This window comes from Marinibium conchae (assembly GCF_015595035.1).
Classification (GTDB): domain Bacteria; phylum Pseudomonadota; class Gammaproteobacteria; order Enterobacterales; family Alteromonadaceae; genus Glaciecola.
On record NZ_JADNRN010000001.1, the window covers coordinates 48,904 to 68,640 of the forward strand.

Annotated in this window: 15 protein-coding genes; 12 read left to right on the plus strand and 3 right to left on the minus strand. The window is 42.5% G+C overall.

Going from position 1 to position 19,737, the window contains the following annotated elements; translation table 11 throughout:
- The first annotated feature begins 168 nt into the window (after window positions 1-168).
- Both ISG33_RS00225 and ISG33_RS00230 read left to right on the plus strand, forming a co-directional pair.
- Complete coding sequence (locus ISG33_RS00225) at window positions 169-1,524, plus strand: M16 family metallopeptidase (protein ID WP_370545284.1); 1,356 nt, start codon at window positions 169-171, stop codon at window positions 1,522-1,524.
- Window positions 1,508-2,941, plus strand: a complete 1,434-nt coding sequence (locus ISG33_RS00230) for a M16 family metallopeptidase (RefSeq protein WP_195731582.1) — start codon at window positions 1,508-1,510, stop codon at window positions 2,939-2,941. The genes ISG33_RS00225 and ISG33_RS00230 overlap by 17 nt, the downstream gene beginning before the upstream one ends.
- A gap of 84 nt (window positions 2,942-3,025) precedes the next feature.
- Here the strand turns inward: ISG33_RS00230 and ISG33_RS00235 are convergent, their stop codons facing one another.
- On the minus strand, window positions 3,026-3,988 hold the full coding sequence (locus ISG33_RS00235; protein ID WP_195731583.1) for a fatty acid desaturase family protein: 963 nt from the start codon (window positions 3,986-3,988) through the stop codon (window positions 3,026-3,028).
- An 84-nt stretch (window positions 3,989-4,072) separates the two neighbouring features.
- Window positions 4,073-4,645 carry a paraquat-inducible protein A gene (locus ISG33_RS00240; RefSeq protein WP_195731584.1) on the minus strand — a complete coding sequence of 191 codons (573 nt, stop codon included), beginning with the start codon at window positions 4,643-4,645 and terminating at the stop codon, window positions 4,073-4,075.
- A gap of 227 nt (window positions 4,646-4,872) precedes the next feature.
- On the opposite strand from ISG33_RS00240, the gene ISG33_RS00245 reads away from it, so the two are divergent.
- The gene (locus tag ISG33_RS00245) at window positions 4,873-5,742 is read left to right on the plus strand and encodes a TraB/GumN family protein (RefSeq protein ID WP_195731585.1); all 870 of its coding nucleotides are present in this window, start codon (window positions 4,873-4,875) and stop codon (window positions 5,740-5,742) included.
- 215 nt (window positions 5,743-5,957) lie between these two features.
- A complete protein-coding gene (locus tag ISG33_RS00250; protein ID WP_195731586.1) occupies window positions 5,958-7,184 on the plus strand; it encodes a DEAD/DEAH box helicase in 1,227 nt (408 codons plus the stop codon).
- 34 nt (window positions 7,185-7,218) lie between these two features.
- On the opposite strand, the gene ISG33_RS00255 is transcribed toward ISG33_RS00250, so the two are convergent.
- Window positions 7,219-8,322: an energy transducer TonB gene (locus tag ISG33_RS00255; protein WP_195731587.1), complete on the minus strand. Its 1,104-nt coding sequence runs from the start codon at window positions 8,320-8,322 to the stop codon at window positions 7,219-7,221.
- A 186-nt stretch (window positions 8,323-8,508) separates the two neighbouring features.
- On the opposite strand from ISG33_RS00255, the gene ISG33_RS00260 reads away from it, so the two are divergent.
- The 8 genes from ISG33_RS00260 to ISG33_RS00295 all read left to right on the plus strand — a co-directional run bounded on the left by ISG33_RS00260 (window position 8,509) and on the right by ISG33_RS00295 (window position 19,721).
- Window positions 8,509-10,656: a molybdopterin oxidoreductase family protein gene (locus ISG33_RS00260; RefSeq protein WP_195731588.1), complete on the plus strand. Its 2,148-nt coding sequence runs from the start codon at window positions 8,509-8,511 to the stop codon at window positions 10,654-10,656.
- 28 nt (window positions 10,657-10,684) lie between these two features.
- Complete coding sequence (locus ISG33_RS00265; RefSeq protein WP_195731589.1) at window positions 10,685-11,494, plus strand: hypothetical protein; 810 nt, start codon at window positions 10,685-10,687, stop codon at window positions 11,492-11,494.
- Between the two features lie 196 nt (window positions 11,495-11,690).
- Entirely contained in the window at window positions 11,691-13,328 is a 1,638-nt protein-coding gene (locus ISG33_RS00270; protein WP_195731590.1) for a serine hydrolase domain-containing protein, read from the plus strand.
- Window positions 13,328-14,428, plus strand: a complete 1,101-nt coding sequence (locus ISG33_RS00275; protein ID WP_195731591.1) for a sensor histidine kinase — start codon at window positions 13,328-13,330, stop codon at window positions 14,426-14,428. The genes ISG33_RS00270 and ISG33_RS00275 overlap by 1 nt, the downstream gene beginning before the upstream one ends.
- A complete protein-coding gene (locus tag ISG33_RS00280; RefSeq protein ID WP_195731592.1) occupies window positions 14,429-15,118 on the plus strand; it encodes a LytR/AlgR family response regulator transcription factor in 690 nt (229 codons plus the stop codon).
- Between the two features lie 258 nt (window positions 15,119-15,376).
- The gene (locus tag ISG33_RS00285; protein ID WP_195731593.1) at window positions 15,377-16,579 is read left to right on the plus strand and encodes an endo-1,4-beta-xylanase; all 1,203 of its coding nucleotides are present in this window, start codon (window positions 15,377-15,379) and stop codon (window positions 16,577-16,579) included.
- 54 nt (window positions 16,580-16,633) lie between these two features.
- Complete coding sequence (locus ISG33_RS00290) at window positions 16,634-17,947, plus strand: glycoside-pentoside-hexuronide (GPH):cation symporter (protein ID WP_195731594.1); 1,314 nt, start codon at window positions 16,634-16,636, stop codon at window positions 17,945-17,947.
- 103 nt (window positions 17,948-18,050) lie between these two features.
- Window positions 18,051-19,721 (plus strand): glycoside hydrolase family 43 protein, encoded by a 1,671-nt coding sequence (locus ISG33_RS00295; RefSeq protein WP_195731595.1) that lies wholly within the window; start codon window positions 18,051-18,053, stop codon window positions 19,719-19,721.
- The last annotated feature ends 16 nt before the right edge of the window (window positions 19,722-19,737 follow it).

Below are 19,737 nucleotides of genomic sequence, written 5' to 3' on the forward strand. Positions count from 1 at the left end.
GCCGCTCTCGAGAGAAGAGCGGCCTTTTTTATGTAAGGGTAAATCCGCAACACTCCGTAACAAAGCAATTAAATTCTATCTTGTACATTCAGCCTCGCCTCACTATGATGCTTTGGCTAGTTTTCACTTTGCGAGTGGAAATATAAAAATAACAAGGAGTTTATGCGCATGAATAAGCTATTAGTGGTATTGCTCACAGCAGCAATGCTGGCTACTACTGCGTTGTTGCCTGCTGAATCTCAAGCAGTCACGAAGGCAGAAGATATTAAACAATTCACCTTAAAAAACGGTATGAAGATAATTGTTTTGGAAGATGACTCAATTCCAAATGCAAATATGTACTTATTTTGGAAAGTTGGCTCACGTAATGAATACCCTGGCATTACAGGTCTTTCCCATTTCTTTGAGCACATGATGTTTAATGGGTCTAAAAAGTACGGCCCTAAAATGTTCGACCGCACCCTAGAGGCTGCTGGCGGTGCAAATAATGCTTACACCACGGAAAACTCTACGGTATATACTGATTGGTTTCCTGCTGACGCGCTTGAACTTATGTTCGATCTTGAGGCCGACCGCATTCAACACTTAGATATCGACCCAGAAGTAGTTGAAAGTGAGCGTGGCGTGGTTACCTCTGAACGTTCTACAGGATTAGAAAACTCAAACTATCGAATGTTGAGCGAGCAAGTAAAAGCGACAGCCTTCAGAGCTCACCCTTATTCATGGTCGGTGATAGGGCATGAGTCAGATATTGCCAATTGGAAGTTGAAAGATCTTCAAGACTTCCACAAAACCTATTATGCGCCGAATAATGCGATCGTTGTGATTTCAGGGGCCGTTAAGTTTGATGATGTGAAGCGATTGGCTAAGCAGTACTTTGAACCTATTCCCGCGCAAGAACCGCCTCGTGAAGTGCATACAGTTGAGCCTGAGCAAGTAGGAGAGCGTCGTGTTTATGTGCACAAGCCTTCGGTAACTAGCCCAAATATAATGTTTGCCTATCACGTACCAGAAACAAAGCATGAGGACTATTATGCCTTACAAGTATTGGCGGGCATTCTCGCCGACGGCGATTCTTCTCGTTTAACTAAATCCTTAGTATTTGAAAAAGAGCTTGCTGCCCAAGTATTCGCTTTTAGTTCTGAATCGATTGATCCCAACCTCTTCTATTTTTATGCCGTAGCCGCGCCGGGGGTTAGTGCTCAAGCATTGGAACAAGGTTTGATTAAAGAAATAAACGAAGTAATGAAAAACGGCGTAAGTGACCAAGAATTACAAAAGATAAAAAATCGCCAGTTGGTTGATTTCTATCGTGAGATGTCAACGATTAACGGAAAATCTAACACTATCGGCAGCTATGAATTTTATTTTGGCGACTACAGGGCGCTTTTTGATTTACCCGACGAACTTAACAAAGTGACAAAAGAAGACGTGCAGCGAGTGGCAACAAAATATTTGCGAAAAGCCAACCGCACCGTGGGAATATTAGATGCCAAGGAGGATAGCAATGAAAACGATCTATAAGAATCTACACAAAGCTAGTCTAGCTATGCTGACAAGCGCTGCATTGCTATGCGCATCGTTGCAAGTTTCGGCGGCTGAGTTTACGCTACCAGCCTATCAAAAAACGGTGTTGGATAACGGCTTAACTATTTATTTGATGGAGCAAGACGAGGTTCCTCTCATTGAAGTTGTTGCTATGGTGAAGGTGGGTGCGGTAAATGATAGCAAAGCTGGTTTGGCAGAAATCACGGCCAGTAACTTGTTACTCGGTACCCAAGCACTTGAGCGTGAAGCATTTCAAGAAACCCTCGACTTTATTGGTACAAACACCAATTCGGGTGCGTCTTTGGAATATAGTTTTGTATCGGCTTCCTTAGCAAGTAAAGATGCATCAGTGGTCATGCCATTACTGAAAGATGTTATCACCGCGCCAGCATTACGCGAGAGCGAATTTACACAATTAAAAACACGTTACTTGGCTGGTTTAGAGCGCCAAAAAGAGAGCCCCAGAGCAAAAATAGGTACATTCTTCAATGCGTTAGTTTATGGCAGTCATCCCTATGCAAACTCAGTGTCTGGTTCAGTGAGCTCGGTAAGCGGCATTACCTTAAGTGATGTAAAAGCCTTTCACCAACAATGGTACCGCCCCGAGAATACTGCAATCGTAGTTGCGGGTGACTTTGATTCTGCGCAAATGCTTAAGGAGCTCAAGAAGCTATTCGCTACGTGGTCTCAGTCGGCCACTAGTGCCAGCAAAAGCCCTACAGCAAATACATTAATGGTCAAAGTTGCTAACTTGAATAAAGCGCGTGTTTTATTGGTTAACAAAGAGGATGCGACCGAAAGTACCTTCTATATCGGCGGTAAAGGAATCAAGCGTAGCAATAAAGACTTTGTTGCTGTCTCTGTAATCAATACTATCTTAGGTGGAAGATTCACGAGCTGGCTGAATGACGAGCTAAGAGTTAACAGCGGTCTTACCTATGGTGCTAGAAGTAGGTTTTCATCGAATAAAGATGCTGGCACCTTTTTGATATCAACCTTTACCCGCACTGAAACGACTACTGAAGCCATCGATCTTGCCTTAAAAACCTACGAAAAACTGTGGAAGGCGGGTATAGACAGTGACACACTTGAGTCGGCTAAAGCCTATGTGAAAGGTCAATTTCCCCCTCGGTATGAAACTGCTTCACAGCTTGCTTTTTTATTAGGACAAATGTTTGTGTATGACTTTGATGAGTCCTTTATCAATACTTTTTCACAACAAGTGAATGAGCTAAGTGTTGAAAAGAGCAAAAAAATTATTCAAGAGTACTTTCCTAAAGAAAACCTTCAATTTGTTATTATCGGGAAAGCGGAAGCAATAAAAGAGCAAGTTCAAAAATATGGGGAAGTGATTGAAGCTGATATAAAAGACGATGAGCTAGTGCTTCCTTAATCTCATGTTAGTCGACCGTTGGCTAATGAGTACTTTTCAATAGCACATACTTAATGTGGGTCCTCTGTTGAATAAGCAGGGGGCCTATTTTTTGATGAGTATAGAAAAAATGCTGTTATAACCATTCGCAATATTAACATTGTCGTAAAACCCTAAGCCTCTTAAGTGACTGTGGAATGCAGGAAGGCGATAACAAGGAATGTTTGGTCGCAAATGGTGCTCCACGTGGTAGTTTACGTAATTGGGTGCAAAGCTCAGCCTTTCCCACCAAGAAACTTTAGTAGTGCGAGCATGTTTGAATGGATTTTTATCCAATAAATTCGGAACACTAGCGTGCTCGGCAGCGTTGCGGAAGCGCGCAAAAAGTTGATAGAAGGTGAAAAAAGCGATGAGCCACAATAAATATAGCTGTCCATGCCCTAAGGTAAATAAAACCCCGAACAATAAACAATTTACTAATACAGGTTGCCAGAAGGCTGATATTAGATTGCGAAGTATTGTCATCATACTCAGTTTTTTGTCTGGCTGAGTATTTGAGTCGGATTTAAAAACCATATCGTATTTGCGTATGCCAGCGTTCATGTGGATCAACGCTATTAGCATCTTAATTGCGGTAATTCCAAGAAGATCGCGTAATATTTTACGCAAAAGACTCGGTCGCGTTATCGGATAGTCTTTATAATTTGGATAATCGGGATCGTGCTCGCTTCCCGCTAATTTATGGTGCTCAAGATGGTAGCGTCTGTAGCTATCTAAATTTGCCAAGACTGGCGCCCCGCATAATAAGCGCCCCAGCCACAAGTTGAGAAAGCGACTTTTCATTAGCATATAGTGAGAGGCGTCGTGCATTAAAATGGCGATGCCAAGCTGACGGTTAGCGAGTAAAATTACACTGAGTAAGTAAGCGGGCCAGTAAGGCAATAATACAGGGAGGTAGAATGCTAACGCGATAAGCGACCAGTTAGCACTAATAAGTACTAGGCCGAGAATATCAGACTTTTGAGTAAAAGCGCGCAGGTGATGTGGGTCTAATCTGATATCGGTCATCTCTTGCTCAAGAAGAACTAGCGTATAAGGATGTTAACAACTCGATAACAATTGTCAATCCAAGCCTGTGACAGCTTAGTGATTTTACTTACTACGAGGCTTTTGAATAGCTGACAAGAGCAAATGGCTTCCGAGCAATGAGAGTAGGCAGTAAGCAACAAAGTAGTAAAACCCAAGCCCGACATTCGACAGAGTTTGCGTACTGATTTCAAATGCTACCGACATGCCCAAGAAGCTGAGCTCGTATTCCTCTTTACTTTGTGCATGGTTAGTTGACATAACAGCAAGGAAAATAGCAACTACAAAAACATCAGCCATCGACCACTTTCCAATACTTGCGACAAAGCGCGCTAATTTTTTCTGAAACTGAAGGTTTTTGGAAAAATAAACAATGAACACAATGCTAGTTTTAAAAATCGGAATCAACACCGAAAATGCAAAAATTAATAAGGCTACAAGGTATCGGCTCTCGTGCAATAGCTCAGCAACTGTGCCGATAATTGATAGTTCTTTGTTAACAAGTTCTGCGCCCATCGAGGCACCAGATAGGGCGCCAGCAAGCTCCATATTGAGGGAGAACATTGGCATTAATATGCCAGGGAAAAATAGAAGGGTTGCTATTAGAGTTAGCAAGAATCCGATGTGTTTTTGCAACATGTTGACCTTTTGAGCTCACGTAGTAAGACTCGATAATAGTACAAATACTTGTCGCTTGTATCTCAAAAATGTGTCATTCAGTGTCCAAGCACGAGCACAGACACACAATGTTGCAATTTGAGCGGTAAAACGAGACTGAATATTAATATTTTACTGTTATCCAAAAATTATTAGCAGTACACTTCTTCTGAACATTTTCGTTATCATAATTTTAAGGATGAGATCATATGAAGTTACTCAATAAATTTGCGATTGCAGCCATCGCTGCGTTATCAATGAGTTCGCTATCAGCACAAGCTGCGTCTGTGTGGAAGGTTACAAACGGAAAAAACGTGACTTACTTTGGCGGTACTGTGCACATCTTAAAACCTGAAAACTTCCCGCTACCTGCTGAGTTTGACAAAGCTTATGCGGCATCAGATAAACTGGTTTTTGAGACCGACATTGAAGGGCTAGAATCACCTGCCTTTCAGCAACGTATGGTTAGCCAAGTAATGTTGAATGATGGTACGACCTTGCAAACACGCCTAAATGACGAAACTTATGCACGTCTTAAAGCTTACATGGACGAACGTGGTATGCCAATCACGAATTTTCACCCTTTAAAGCCTTCGATGGTTGCTTTAACAGTTACTGTGATGGAGTATCAAGCTAATGGTTTGACGCAAGAAGGTGTTGATAAATTTTATGCGGTAAAAGCAAAAGAAGACGGCAAAGCTATTGAATGGTTTGAGTCGACTGACCAACAGTTAAATTTTATTGTGAACATGGGGGGGGATGATGAAAATGCGCTGATTAATTATACCCTTGATGAAGTGAAAAACTTGCCATCAATGATCGATACTATGTTATCGACATGGAAATCGGGTGACTTAACAGGAATGGATGAGTCGATGGTTGCGCCAATGGCTGCCGATTTTCCTCAGGTTCACAAAGACCTCCTAGTTGATCGCAACAACAACTGGATGCCGAAGGTAGTCGAGATGCTTAACGATGCACCAACAGAGTTTGTGCTGGTAGGGGCAGCGCATCTTGCCGGCAAAGACAGTGTTTTTGCCATGCTAGAAGCGAAAGGTTACAAGGTTGAAAAGCTCTAAAATAAAGGCTTTCATATAATTATTATTGCTAAACAGGCCGCATAAATTTGCGGCCTTTATCGTTCTGCTGTACCCTCTGCCAAAATATAGCATCAAACATGCTGAATCATTCGATACGAAAGCCGCTTTGCGTTATTTCTGATCACCCTAGGTGAATACACTAAACGTATATTTTTATCACCTATTACTTACATCTACTTTTAGAGAGTTACCATATGTCATTTTCATCTTTAGGCTTATCTGAGTCTATTCTTAACGCTGTATCACAAAAGGGTTACACTGAACCTTCTCCTATTCAAAAGGAAGGTATCCCTGCTGTGCTGTCAGGCAAAGATGTGATGGCTGCAGCGCAAACCGGTACTGGTAAAACTGCCGCTTTTACCTTGCCGATCCTGAGTATGTTCGAAAAAGGCATTAATAATCAGGGCCAGCAACAAAACACCAAAGCAAAACCTAATCACGTTAAAGCGCTTATCCTAACGCCAACTCGAGAGCTCGCAGCACAAATTGCAGATAACATCAGCTTTTACGGAAAACACACAGACATTAAGACGCAAGTTGTATTTGGCGGAGTAAAAATTAACCCGCAAATGATGAAGCTCCGCAAAGGTGTTGATATTTTGGTTGCAACGCCTGGCCGCTTGATGGACTTATATCAACAAAATGCAGTCAAGTTTACACAGCTAGAAATTTTGGTATTAGATGAAGCGGACAGAATGTTGGACATGGGCTTTATTCATGACATAAAGAAAATATTGGCCTTATTGCCTAAGAAGCGCCAGAACTTACTATTTTCGGCGACATTTTCTGACGACATAAGAGCCTTAGCGAAACGAATAGTAAACAATCCTGTTGAGATTTCGGTTAATCCTAAAAATAGCACAGCTAAGGCGGTTGAGCAGGTACTCATTCCTGTTGATAAAGCGAAGAAGAATGCCTTGTTAAGCCATCTTATTCAGAAAAATAACTGGCAACAAGTGCTAGTGTTTTGTCGCACGAAGCACGGCGCAGATCGTTTGGCTAAACATCTCAACAAAAAGAATATCAGTGCCTCTGCTATCCACGGTAACAAAAGTCAGGGCGCACGAACCCGAGCCCTTTCTGAATTTAAAAGTAATGATATTCAAGTGTTAGCTGCAACTGATATAGCCGCACGCGGAATCGATATAAGTGAGTTACCACAAATTGTTAATTTTGATTTACCCAACGTTGCCGAAGACTATGTCCACAGAATTGGCAGGACTGGCCGAGCCGGCGCTAGTGGTCATGCATACAGCTTTGCTACTATAGAAGATAAGAAGCCAATCAGTGATATTCAAAGCTTGATTGGTGAAGTTATACCGCGTGAAATAATAAAGGGTTTCGAGCCTTCTGAGAAGCTGCAAGACATCCCTCTAAAAGCCTTAAAAGCCAAACGCCCTAAGAAAAATAAAATGGCCTAGCCCTAAGCTCTTACTTAGGGCTAGTAGAAAGTTACTACCTAGCGGTCTCGACAAAAGTGAAGTAAGTGTTATCGTCGCCTTGGATGAGCAAGGAACATTTTCCCCAGTCGCTAGGAATATCGATAGGTCTATCGCGTGCGAATTCTACTTCCACTTCACCTCGTTGACAGCGGATAATGCTCTCTTCAATTCCGCCCTGTAACGACACCAAGTTAACAGTCTTGTAGCTTAGCTCACGGAACCAATACTGATTGCCTTTTGTAATACCGGCGAATTTTATTGGCTCTTTGTTAGCGATATGTTCGATGATGCGATCACGCTCGGGTTGCAACTCTTGTAGAAGTTGATTATTGAATTCGCTTCTCTTTAGTTTGTTGAATACATCGATAGCTTTCTGGTAATCACCCACTCTTCTTGCTGCCGAGAACATATTTTTAAAGGCGTATGTTTTAAACATGCCAATCTCACCGCTTTTGGTAAACTGCGTGAAGATACCGTTCAGAGCGAAAAATTTAAGTGTTCTGTTACTCGTCGCACTCGCGTAATCGGCTAGCAGTAAATGATAAAGGCGGTGCTCTTCCAAGCCACGTAAACCTACTGCTTCCAATTCAAGTAAGTATTGTCTGGCATCTATGAAGTTTCTGTCCGTAACAGCCTGCTTCATAATATCGTAACGCTCTTTGAAATCTTCTCTGAGCGGTTCCAGCGAAATCTGACTCTCTTCTTCGAAAGAAAAGTCCAACCTGATTGTTAAATTCCCTGATGAAACCGGCTCACCGTCAAGAGTAGCTGGATTGTAATCCCAACTTCTTAACGCTATGAGCGCTTCAGCTTCAAAGCTACGAACTCCCGAGCTGCCAATAAGACGAACATCGCCTCTTTCAACTTTGCCGTTTTCATTAATATTGTAACTAAAGCGAACCCAACCCTCGATGCCCTCTTCGGAAGCATCTTCAGGGTAGCTTGGTGGTGTGCGCTCCAATGGAGTCGCTCTTTTAAAGGTAGAATTCGCTTCAGTCGCAGTTTGCGCTTGGGCCAGAGTGCTTACTTGTACCGTTAACAGTGTTACTAACCCGACTAATACCCCAAATGAAGTAATCTTTGATTTATTTGACTGAGCACCGTTTATTTTGCGCATGACACTTCCTTGCGTATTAAATAAGAAATTTGTTTAAGATTTGATCGCATAATTTACCAGAATGAGTAGTGAATGCAAGCAATGAAAGTTAGCTCTCATATCCAGCATAAATCACAGTGATGCTTGAATATAACCACGTTTGGCGCTAGCTTTACCATATAACAAATCGTTAACAAAGAGCAACTCATGACAAGCGAAAGAAAACACTATTCAACATGTACTCTATGCGAAGCTATGTGTGGAATTGAAGTGACTACCAAAGGGCGTGAAATAGTCAATATTGCTGGCGATAAGAAAAACCCATTTAGTGAAGGTCATGTTTGTCCCAAGGCGATGGCACTTAAAGATTTATATGACGATCCAGATCGTATTAAAAAACCACTTCAAAAAACAGCCGAAGGTTGGGTAGAACTTGAGTGGGATGATGCCTTTGATAAAGTTGCAGAAAGTCTTTTTAAGGTGCAACAAAAGTATGGTGTTGAATCGGTAGGTACATATTTGGGCAATCCCAATGCGCATAATATGGGGGCAATATTGTTTGGCCCTTATTTTTATAGAGCGTTGCGTTCACACAATCGTTATTCAGCGACGTCAGTTGATCAACTGCCTCATCACATTGTTAGCCGGATGTTATTTGGCCATCAGTCGCAAATTCCAATTCCCGATATCGATCACACTCACTATTTTATGGTGATTGGCGGTAATCCGCTTGCCTCAAATGGCAGTATAATGACCGTCCCGCACATTAAACGTCGTTTAAAAGCAGTTCAAAAAAGAGGTGGTAAGGTAGTCGTAATCGACCCGAAAAAGTCAGAAACTGCGGACATTAGCAGCGAACATCATTTCATCAAGCCAGGTACAGATGAGCTCCTGCTGCTTGCGATGATTCATACTGTATTCGTAAAACAGTTAGACAAGCCCGGTAAACTTCTTGACTACGCACCAGAACTCGCCACGCTTAGGGATCACGTTGCCAATTACCCTGCCTCTCGCGTTGCAACACATACCGGCATGAGTGCTCAGCAAATAGAACAACTAGTCGAAGACTTTTGCGCTGCAGAATCCGCCGTTTGTTATGGACGCATGGGCGCAAGCGTTCAAGCCTTTGGTACCCTTACTCAGTATCTGATTATGCTGTTTAATATGCTCACTGGTAATTTGGATTCGCAAGGCGGCATGATGTTTACGCAACCTGCGGCCGACTTACTGCCTCATTCCGGTAGAGGTTCGATTGGCGCATACAGCACTCGCGTTAGGAAGTTACCGGCGTTTTCCGGTGAGTTTCCGGTTTCTGCGTTAGCAGAAGAAATATTGACCGAGGGGGAGGGGCAAATAAAAGCAATGGTTGTTGGCGCTGGTAATCCTGTGCTTACAACGCCAAACGGTGGGCAACTTGATCGGGCATTTGAATCTTTGGAATTCGTTGTTGCGATAGACTTTTTCATTACCGAAACGACTCGTCACGCTGATATCATATTGCCGCCAGTCACTTCACTTGAACGTGATCACTATGACATTATTTTTCATAACTTTGCGGTAAGAAACAGTACTAAGTTCTCTTCCCCCATCTTCGAACCCTCGCCCGATTCTCGTACTGATTGGCAGATTTATTTAGCCCTAGCCGAACGAATGGATGCCCTTAATGGTGCAGCTACCGACAAATACAAAGCGTTGTGGGCGAAAGAGCCGACAGGTGTAGTAGATGATTTGTTACGAAGCGGTAGTTATCGTCATGAAGGAAAGCCTTTAAGTATCGACCTGTTAAAAAACTTGCCTCATGGAATTGATCTTGGCCCACTACAAACTGCGCTTCCAGAGGCGATTTTTCACAGTAACAAGCGAATCGATCTAGCCTTCGATTACTTCATGCCCGACATCGACAGAGTTGAAAAGGCCTTTTTTATAACGCCCCAGAAGACAAGTCAGCAACCGAACACTTTGCAATTAATCGGGCGTAGGCATTTAAAAACGAATAACTCTTGGCTTCATAACAGTCAACGCATGGTAAAAGGAACTAATCAGGGGATGTCGCGCTGCACCGCGCAAATTCATTCCCAAGATGCCGCTCGGTTTGGTATTGACAATAAGCAGCTGATTAAAGTACGTTCAAGAGTAGGAGAGATTGAGATTCCGGCTGAAGTTACCGACAAAATCATGCCCGGCGTGATTTCTATTCCTCATGGCTGGGGACACAACAAAAAAGGAATGCGCTGGCAGGTAGCCGAACAACATGCAGGAGTTAGCGTCAATGACCTGACGGATGAGATGGTGGTTGATGAACTCTCAGGAAATGCGGTGTTAAATGGGGTTCCAGTGCAAGTTTTTCCCTCATAAAATATTACAATCATATTTATGGATAATTATGAAAAATGTTAATAAACAGACAGTATTATTACTGAGTGGGTCGTCTTTAGCATGTTTGGGTTTTGGGTGGCATTTGGGTAGCTCGAGTGTTGCCGAGGACATTGCTGCGTATAAAGGTCAAACCGTCGAAATTTCTTCGCAAAGTTTAGTGTCGGCAGATACACTGCCAACTTCACTAGCAGCGCAGCCCAAAAGTACAGGGCAAACAGAAGAAATTATTGATAAAACCTTATTGATAAAAAACGCAAGTGACCTCTCGAAAGCTGATTTAGTTTTACAAAACCAAGCATTGAAAGAGGAAATAACACAACAGAGCATTTTAGCTAAGGAAAAATATCAGCGATTACAAAAGCACTATAATGATGCAATATCGATGTTAGATGCTCAAGGACTTAGCCGAGAAACCATTTCTATCGAAGATGTAAAAAAGGAAGTCCCTTCACCTTTTGCTGAGGTCGTCGCTAGTAGCTCCGGCACAGTAGTCGAAAACTTTAAAAAGCTTCATGCGATGGAAGAAGACTACGATTGGGGTGTGCAGATGCAACAAAAAATATCAGACTTCTTTTTGACTCACGAATTATCCGATCAAATACGACTGCAGTCAGTGTCGTGCAAACAAAATTTATGCGAAATTAGGGCTTTTCAGGACACAGACAAAATATTCGGTCAGGTAATGAGTGTAATGAGCGCACAGCCTTGGTATTCATTTAACTCAGTGCATTCATCATCATCGAATAGTGAGCAATACGGTAATTACATATACGCAATGGCTGAGGTTATACACCACAACGAAGAGGATTCTGAGTAGTCTAAGATAATAGGTAATTTGAAGTTTTTTGGCTTTAAAGACTTTCCTGTGTTTCATTCCTTGCTGTAGCGCTTTTGCGATTTATTGTCAGAGGCGTTCCCGTTCATCATTTCCATTGACCGCTCGTCATATTTTCATATCGTCGTCGAAATATTTAGGTAGAGTGTTTGTGTCAGTCGAAGAAAAAGGAACATAAATGAAAACAGTGACCAAAATAGTATCTCTGCTTGTTTTGCTATTTGCCGTTCAGTCCATGTTAGTGACATCAAGCTACGCTAGCTCAAACAACACCTTTGATGGCATGTGGCGAGGCGAATTAAACATATCGAAAGGTCTTAAACTGGCTATCGGCATAAATATTAGCGACAGCAACAAAAAACTTACCATCAATAGTCCTAATCAAGGAATGCATGACAGAAATCCCAGCAGTTTTAGTATTGAAGGTCAGAGTATTTCATTCTATGACGAGAGTCTAAATGCGACATTTAAAGGTCAGGTCATTGGCGACAAGCTCGAAGGTAGCTTTACGCAAGGGAAATCAATGCCATTGGTGCTTCATAAATTATCTGAAGATGATTTGAATAGAATGGCATTTGAAGGCAAGTACATTGGTGACCTGCAAATCAATGCTACTAGCAAGCTTCCTTTAGTATTGCATGTAGCAGTAATAAAAGATGGCTATTCGGCAAGCTTAGATAGTCCATCACAAAATGGCTTCGGTATTCCCGTGAATGAAATTTCCATAGATACGCATAAGCTAAGTTTCACGTCAGACATGATTAGCGCTAAATTTTCCAGCACTGCAAGTGACCAAGGCTACGTGGGTACCTTCGTGCAAGGCATGCCCTTGCCATTGACATTGACTAAGGTCAACGATAATAACGCGCATTTGCAATTTAAACCTGCTGAGTTTGGAGAAAAAGGTGGTAGTGTCGCGGTGATAGAAAATGGCAAAGCGACTATGCGATTCTGGGGAAATCATGGACCGACAACCCAATATGAAATCGGTTCTATCAGCAAAACCTTCACTACTTACCTTCTGGCTAAGCAAGTGCTTGAAGGCCAAATCGAACTGCTCACCACTACAGACCGTTTTTTTGAAAATGCATCCGCTATTTCAATGCAAGCGCTGGCGACTCATACGAGTCGCTTAGAACGCAACCCTCCGAGCCTACAAAAAAATGCAGATCCGCAAAATCCCTTCGCACATATTACGCGCAAGATGTTGCAGGAGGATTTGCTTGCCCCAAATTATTTACCTGAGCAAAACACCCACGAATACTCCAATTTCGCCTTTGCCGTTTTGGGTGAAGCGCTCGCTATTAATCGACATACGACCCTTGAAAAGGAAATGCAAAAGCACATCTTCAAGGACTTAAAAATGGATAATAGCTATCTTTCAGTTAAGGCGGACTCAAAGCAAGCTAATAACATGGCTCAAGGACATAACTCAAGTGGCCAAGTTGTGCCTAGGTGGGGAATGGGTGCAGCATCTGGCGCTGGTGCTGTGGTTTCAAACCTTGACGATATGATTAAATATGCTGAATATATGATGCAATTACCGACTCAGCAGAGCGAACTTGCCAACTTACTCTTCACTTCTTACACGCCTACTGCGGGCAGGTTTGAACAAGGCTTAGGCTGGATGCTAATGAAAGACGATAAAGGACAGACTTACGCTTGGCACAATGGTATGACGGGCGGATTTAGTACTTTTATTGGCTTCTATTTAGATGGTTCAAGAGCGGTGATCATGTTAAATAACCAAGCGAGCAGCTTCGACCAAAAAGCACATCAACTATTAACTCGTGAGCAATCGTTACAGGGTATTTAATGCAAAGCAGATATGTACATTACTATCAGTTTTTCGCTTGGCTATCGGTCTTCTCGCTTATAACCGGGAGCATTCATTTCTCTCGTGGCCTGGCCGACCAAGAAATTTATTTTGCGATCAGTCTCATATTTGGAACTGGACTATACTCTTACCTTAGCCGTTATGGTTTCAAACGCTTCCTCAATACTGCAAACATCTTTTATCAAGTTCTCTACTTCATCACTCAATCGGCGCTAGGAGCCAGTTTTGGTGCAAGTCTTATGGTGTTAAGCATATTGCTTTTCATTTCCTTTGGCTTAGTCACTCCTATCCCTGACGACATGCTTTGGTTCGCTATTAAAACTATGTTTTGGGGTAATTGGAATAATATGTTTGGCGCATCCTTGTTTTGGTCGGTGCTCTATCTATTGTTGACTAAAGTGCGCCAGCTTTACGCTATGAAAGAAGCATTAGCTAGCAGTCAATTAGAGGTTTTATCGCAACAATTAAATCCGCATTTTTTGTTTAATACCTTGAATAATATCCGCGCTAGTATCCTAGAAGAACCTGAAAAGGCCAGAGATTCACTCGCCCAGTTATCAGATATGCTTCGCTATTCGCTGGAACAGCATTCATTGGAGCAGCATTCATTGGAGCAGCATCAAAGCCCAAAAGTACTCCTTGAGAAAGAACTTGAGATTCTGGAAGAGTATATTGCGTTATGTAAGATACAATATGAAGACCGCTTAAGCTTTGAAAGTGATATAAATAGTAAGGCTAAGCGCGCATTGATACCAAAACTACTTCTACAATTGTGTGTTGAAAATGCAATCAAGCATGGCATAGGGAATTTGGTCGATGGAGGTACTATCTTTTTGAAAGTGAATATTGAGCAAGATAAGTCGCTGCATATTCATGTTAGCAATCCGATTCCGAGGGCGAATGAAGGCTCCTTGCCGAAATCAAGCTCTGGGATTGGGATAAAAAACATCCGCCGTCGTTTAGCGCTGCTGTACCCGAAAAATAGCGCAGTATCTCCGTCACTATCATTGTCATATGAAAATGATGTTGCAATAGTGACTATCATTCTTCCCCTAGAAAAAAGCGAGGACGATAAATAAGTGCGCATTGCAATTGTTGATGACAGCCGCTTGGCAAGACTGGAACTCAAGCAGCAAGTGCTCGCGATAGGTAATGTTGAGCTCGTTGCTGAGGCAGCTAGTGTAAAAGAGGCACTTGAAGTCTTAAAGCAAAACACTGTCGATTTATTATTGCTCGATATTGACCTGCCCGATGGCGATGGTTTCGATGTTTTAGAGCAATGCCAAGGCCTTCCTCAAGTGATCTTTGTCACTGCATTTAATGAGCACGCAATTAAATCGTTTGAATACAATGCGCTCGATTATTTGCTAAAGCCCGTGCGTCAAGAGCGTTTGGAAAAGGCGTTATCAAAAGCGCGAGTCCAAAATGAGACACTGAAGCCAGAAAAACGCATCTTTATTAAAGATAGAGACGAATGCTATTTTGTTAGTGTAGACGAGATTTTCGCTTTTGAGGCTTTAGGAAATTACACCAAAGTTTATTTCGATAAGGCATCGCCATGCGTTTATCGTCCTATCAGTGCTATTCACGAGCGTTTAGATTCCGATGTATTTTTTAAGGCGAGTCGAAGCTGGCTAGTCAATACGCACTTCATAGAATCGATAGATGCAATGGAAAATGGCTCACTTCAAGTCACCCTGAAGAGCGCTTTGAAAGTGACTATTTCAAAGAGACAAAGCAGCGAATTTAAACGGTTATGGGCCTTATAGTCTAACAGAGGACTTGGGCTTTTAGCTTTCGTTTCAATGGCTTGAGTATTACTGACGGTCAAAACGATATCATCCCAATTTGGCATCGAGAGCCATACACACAAAAACGGTCTGTTAGTGCAAAACATAACAAATAAAGATAACGAAAAAACATAAAGCCAATCGTAAATAACTTGTTAACAAGCTCATTGACCTACCTATGGGCCTATAATACTGTTTGATGACCAAAAGAAACGAGTCATTGCCACAGGTTAATTTATGCTATTACATCGCACAAACCTTTTGTCTAGTATTGCGCAAACGAAACAAGCAAAAGCCTTTCTCGTGGTATCTAGCTGTGTGTTGGTCTTACTAGTGTCAAGTTGCTCGCACCGCGCTGAAGTAAACTCAGCCGCCTACAACGAGGTAGTACCGAACACGCTTGCTCAAAGCTATACACCATACTTTCAGGTGGGGGCTGCTGTTAATCGAGATCATGTTACAGGGCAAAATCCGCGAGGTGCAGCTATCGTCACTGAGCATTTCTCTGTATTAACAGCTGAAAACGACATGAAGTGGGAAAGTGTTCAACCGAGAGAAGGTGAGTTCACCTTTAACGGAGCTGATGCGCTCGTCAGGTATTCAGCTAAGACTAATCAGGATGTTATAGGGCATGTGTTGGTATGGCATTCACAAACTCCTGACTGGGTGTTTGAAGATGAAAATGGTAAGCCTGCAAGTCGAGAGCTTCTGCTAAAGCGCATGCGAACACATATTTTTGAGGTCGCTGGCCGCTACAGACACGATATTAAGGGCTGGGATGTAGTGAATGAAGCTTTGAATGAAGATGGATCATTACGAGACTCTAAGTGGCTGCAAATCATCGGGGATGACTTCATAGATAAAGCTTTTGAGTATGCAGCGCAAGCGGCACCAGATGCAGAATTATATTACAACGACTACAACCTTTATAAAGCAAGCAAAATGGATGGCGCTATTGCCTTGGCTCAACGCCTGCGTAAAAAGGGCATACGAATCGATGGTATTGGCTTGCAAGCGCACTACGACACTAGTCCGCCTCTTAAAGAGCTAGAAATTAGTATTCAACGCGTCATTAAAGCGAATCTAAAAGTGATGATTACCGAACTAGATCTCAGCGTACTGAAATTTCCGGATGAGGAGAATATGGGAGCTGATGTGTCTCTCAACTTTGAATTTAAGGACGAATATAACCCTTACGTCAATAGTATTTCTGAGTCGTCGAGTCAGCGCTTGGGGCAAGCTTATATTGATTTATTTACCCTATTTCTGAAATATCACGAACATATCGACAGAGTGACCCTTTGGGGCGTGACCGATGAAAATACCTGGAGAAACACCTGGCCGATGAAAGGGCGTACAGATTACCCCTTGTTATTTGATCGTGACTATCAACCAAAATGGTTTGTAAGCGATTTGATTGACTTGGCACAAGCCCAGTAAACAAAGCATGTTTATGTAAACAAATAAGCATAAAAATAGAAAAAGGAAAGCAGTATGCAAGGCCTCAGCGTTAAAGAGAAATTTGGTTACGGACTAGGAGACACTGCCAGTAATATTGTGTTTCAGGTTGTTATAGGTTTTTTAACTATTTACTACACCGATGTTTATGGCATATCGGCGGCTGCAGTAGGTACCTTATTTTTAGTGGTAAGAATATTTGATGCAATCACCGACCCAATCATGGGTGGTATAGCTGACCGAACGGAAACCCGATGGGGGAAATATCGACCTTATCTTGTTTGGTTTGCGTTGCCTTATGGTGCTCTGGCGGTCGCAGCCTTCACCACACCAGAGTTAAGTGAAGACGGTAAGTTAATTTATGCTTATCTTACCTATGCCGCCTTAATGACGGTATATACCGCGATAAATATTCCCTATTCGGCCTTGGGTGGGGTGATGACCGAGTCACCAACCGAACGAGCCTCGGTTCAGTCTTGGCGTTTTGCTTTAGCAATGGTGGGTGGGGCGATAGTGACGGCCTCTGTACTGCCCCTGGTAGAGTATTTTGGTGAAGGTGATGAGCAGCTAGGTTATCAAATGGCTATGATAGTGCTGTCCACTTTTGCCATTCTGTGCTTTTTTGCTTGTTTTGGCCTAACAAAAGAGCGAGTTGCTCCTCCGCCACCCTCAAATAAGCCTTGGGTGAAAGGTATTTGGAGTGATTTTCAGCAAATGCTACGCAACGACCAATGGCGCATAATCGCTGCAATAAGCCTAATTATATTGATCAGTGTGGTGATGCGCGGCGGAACAACCGCCTATTATGTTGAGTACTATTTGGGTCAAAAAGACCAAGTCACCTTGTTTATGACTAGCGGAATGATCGCCGGCATTTTTGGCGCTTTGAGTGCTAACTTCTTAGTGGCGAAGTTTTGCAAAGCTAAGCTAATGAGTGCTTGTGCAGTTGGTATTGTGGTGTGCAATGGTGTTCTTTTCTTCATTCCACGCGAGGGGGTTGAGCTTGCCTTAGTCTTTACCGTCCTAGCTAATTACGTGCACATGATTTTTACACCCTTATTATTCTCTGCCGTGCCCGATACGGTTGACTATGGCGTGAAGAAGCTCGGACAAAACAGCATGGCGATGGCATTTTCTGGTCATCTGCTTATGATAAAAATGGGTATTGCTTTAGGTGGCGCAGGAATTGGATGGATACTCGCATTTTCAGGCTACGAACCAAATGTTGCACAGAGTGAATCGGCATTGAATGGCATACTTTTTCTATATTCACTGGCATCAGTTATCGCAGGCATTATTATCTTCTTCTTAATGAGAAGCTATAAGCTAACCCGCGACTTTAATGATTAATTTACCGCCGTTTGAACGTGCGGTTTGGAAGTTTTAGCGGAACTCCCCTTTTCGTTAAAACTTCCCACTTTTTGTTTTCAATATATAACACAGGGCACTTATTTTGAGTTCACACACAACTGTTCAAAATCCTATTCTTCCTGGCTTTAATCCAGATCCAAGCGTTGTTGCCGTTGGCGATGATTTTTACATTGCTACCTCAACTTTTGAGTGGTATCCCGGTGTACAAATTCATCATTCAAAAGATCTTAAAAACTGGCGACTTGTAAAGCGTCCGCTAGATAGAAAGAGCCTTCTCGATATGCGTGGCAATCCAGATTCATGCGGTATTTGGGCGCCATGCTTGACTCATCATGACGGAAAGTTTCATTTAATATATACCGACGTTAAGCGTTTTAATGGTAATTTTAAAGACGCTCACAATTACTACACAACTTGTGAAACTATTGATGGTGAATGGAGTGAACCGGTATATATGAACTCTAGTGGCTTTGATCCCTCACTGTTTCATGATGATGATGGCCGTAAGTGGTTTATTAACATGATTTGGGATCATCGCCATGAAAATAATCAATTTGGCGGTATCTTACTGCAAGAATATTGCGAAAAACAAAAGAAACTTGTAGGACCGATTAAAAATATCTTCAAAGGCACCAAGCTAGCGTTAACTGAAGCCCCTCACATGTTTAAACGCAATGGCTACTATTATTTGCTAACGGCAGAGGGTGGTACTTTCTATACTCACGCCATGACTATGGCTCGCTCTAAAAATATAGATGGCCCTTATGAAGAAGACCCCCATGGTTATTTGCTTACGGCAAAGGATCACCAGGATCTAGGCTTGCAACGAACGGGGCATGGTGATTTATTTGATGCACCAGATGGACAGTCGTACCTAGTGCATCTTTGTGGTCGTCCGCTTGATGGTGAAAGACGCTGCCCCTTAGGTCGTGAAACTGGCCTACAAAAAACCTTGTGGGGTGACGATGATTGGTTGCGCCTCGAAAGTGCTGTCGATGCAGAAGCCAATGGAAATTCGACAACTAGCAATGGTTTGCCAGAAATGGAAGTAAAGGTTAGTAATTTACCAGAACACCCTTGGCCAGCAAAAACTGAACGTTACACCTTCGATAGCGAAGAGCTTCACATCGATTTTCAGTGGCTCAGAACGCCAACACCAGAGAGCTTCATGAGTTTAACTGCCCGTAAAGGTCACTTGCGACTGATTGGGAAAGAGTCTATTGGTTCATTGTTCGAGCAGGCTCTGATTGCGCGTCGACAGGAGGCTTTTGCTTACACTGCACAAACTGAATTGGAGTTCAGTCCAGAAAATGTTCAACAAATGGCTGGGTTAACTTGTTATTACAATAGCACCAAGTTTCACTACCTTTACGTATCGGTAGACGATGAAGGGCAAAGATTCGTAGATATAATGAGTTGCTTAGGTAAGAGCGATATGGGCTTGAACTTTCCACTTCGCGAAGGTCATTGCGGCGAATTTATAACAGATACGCGTTTTATGTTACCTAAGGAAGGTAAGGTGTATCTCAAAGCTGAAGTGGATCATCATAAATTAACCTTCCATTTTTCAATGAACAACAAAGATTGGACTAAATTGCCGGTAAACCTCGATTACACGATCATCTCCGATGAAGCGGGTGGAGGCGATGGTTGTCATTTCACAGGCGGCTTTGTAGGCATGGCTTGCCAAGATGTATCAGGCCAGAAGTGTGTGGCTGATTTTGCTAGTTTTACTTACAAAGAGAACAGCTAGGTATGTGAGTGATGAT